The 1849-nt window shown below is 53.3% G+C and carries 3 protein-coding genes; all 3 read right to left on the bottom strand.

All coding sequences use genetic code 11. The features are described from left to right. The coding region (locus ACNKID_RS07525) for an MMPL family transporter (protein ID WP_417912827.1) at nt 1-946 on the bottom strand (946 nt) is incomplete at its 3' end. Nucleotides 947-965: 19 nt separating this feature from the next. After that, on the bottom strand, nt 966-1262 hold the full coding sequence (locus ACNKID_RS07520) for an ArsR/SmtB family transcription factor (protein ID WP_417912826.1): 297 nt from the start codon (nt 1260-1262) through the stop codon (nt 966-968). A gap of 105 nt (nt 1263-1367) precedes the next feature. Next, on the bottom strand, nt 1368-1649 hold the full coding sequence (locus ACNKID_RS07515; RefSeq protein ID WP_417912825.1) for a hypothetical protein: 282 nt from the start codon (nt 1647-1649) through the stop codon (nt 1368-1370). Between the last annotated feature and the right edge of the window lie 200 nt (nt 1650-1849).

The following is a 1849-nucleotide window of genomic DNA, read 5'->3' as shown; positions in this document are numbered from 1 at the left end:
CCTGCCGGTTTTTTGTTATCTGATGCCGGTCAAAGAATGCCGAGAGGAGACGCACTGACTGCATCACCGCAATGGGCATGATGAAGATCGGGAGCAGCAACGTCATGATGTGCAGGGTGTGGCCGGTGCCGATCAGCAGTCCTATGGTGATGGTCACGCTGCATAAAGCCAGAATCACCGGCGCGGCACTGAACTGCACGTTGCGGAAGAAATAATACAGCAGCGCGAAGATCAGCAGCATGGCCAGCGGGGCGAAGATGGCCAGCTGGACGAGCAGTTCCTTGCCGAAGGTGTGTTCGGCCACTGGCAGGCCGGTGATATGGAACTCGTCGCCCTCCGCAGGCCCCAGCTCTTTGATTTTCTCCCGCAGCCGCTCAGCCACAGCAGGTGCGAAATCTTTTTTCGTAAGCGGCAGATACATGGCCAAGGCCTTGCCGTCCCCGGAAACCATCGTGCCTTGCAGCAGCGGATTGTTCAAGGCGGCATCGCGGATTTTCAACGCCTCCTCGCGGCTGGTCGGCGGCTCTTGCATCAGCCATTCAAAACGCGCTTGACCCAGCCCGGCTTGGATGATGCCGTCCACATTGTCTGGTGCGATGATGTCGCGGCCTGACACCCGCCGTTCCGGGTCGTTGGAATCAGCCAGCGTGGCTGCGAATTTGCTCAGGGCGTGGGCCCTTTTCAGAGTCGCGGGATTGAACACGCCGTCAGGATGCTTTTCATTGACCACGCCCAGCACCACCACGTCATGCAATCCGAATTCTTTTTTGGTCTGCTCATAAAAAACTCGGACCTGCTCGTTCTCCGCAAGCATATTCTCCGGGTCGGTGTCCACATGCGCCTTGGAGATGAAGGCCCCTGTGACCAGCGTGGCCAAGAGCATGGCCGCGATCACCAGTTTGGGATTTTTCAGTGAAAAGCCGATGAGTTTTTCCGCCGACTGCATGGTCTTCCTCCTGTTCCGTTCAGACAATGGAGCAGAAAAGCTGCTTCATGGTTTGCATCAGCGCAATGATCCGCTGATCCGCGATCCGGTTGTAGATGAAGTTGGCCTCCCGGCGGGAGGCGATCAGCCCCTGATTGCGCATGATGTTCAGATGCTGGCTGATGTTGGCCCCGCTGGTGGCCATGTCCTCCCGCAGCTCGCCGACCGACAGCTCTTGGTTCTGGAGCAGACAGAGAATTTGCAGCCGGATGGGATGGGAAATAGATTTGAGCAGCAGGGCCAGATCGTTGATCTCGTTGTTGTCTGCTGTGATCACTCCAACGTCGGATTGCTTAAGTTGTTAATGAAAAACTTAACTATCCGAGAAACAAACGCCAATACTTTCTCTGGAAAATTATTCGCCATCTTTTTTTTGCGCTATTTATTCGCTAGGTTTGTAAAGCCGATTTGAGCGATCAATAGGATCTTGGTAATAACGACTGTTTTCGTTATGCTCCGCCCCGTCTTGGTTCAAAAAACGGTTGACAGTTCCTGGCATGTTTGTCACCGGCTCACTCATAATCAGCTCGTACCCTGCCGAGAAGGCGAGAAGAAAGGCCGCGATTTGGAACAGTTTATTTTTCCGCCAGTCTTTCGGCAGAAAAATCATGCCGACCAGCACGGCAATCAGAATGTATGGACGATAGTCAATAAGCAGCGACATAGCATGTCTCCCTTGTTGAAACAAGTTAATTGCATTCTGCCGAAAAATATACTGCAATCAGCAAAAAAACAACAGACAATTCTTTCAGGGATGGTGAGGCTGAAGAAAATGAAAGAAGCGGCTAAGGCGGGGTGGGAAAGAAACTTGGCTGGGGGACAGGGATTCGAACCCCGATAAGCGGAGTCAGAGTCCGCTGTCTT

The organism is Candidatus Electronema sp. TJ (assembly GCF_048287355.1).
In the GTDB taxonomy this organism is placed as follows: Bacteria; Desulfobacterota; Desulfobulbia; order Desulfobulbales; family Desulfobulbaceae; genus Electronema.
Note: the sequence above shows the minus strand (reverse complement) of the source record. Positions and strands in the feature narration are given on the sequence as shown.

Excerpts from the sequence above, each read along its gene's own strand:
- ACNKID_RS07515 (WP_417912825.1), bottom strand. The coding sequence starts at position 1,649 with ATGTCGCTGCTTATTGACTATCGTCCATACATTCTGATTGCCGTGCTG.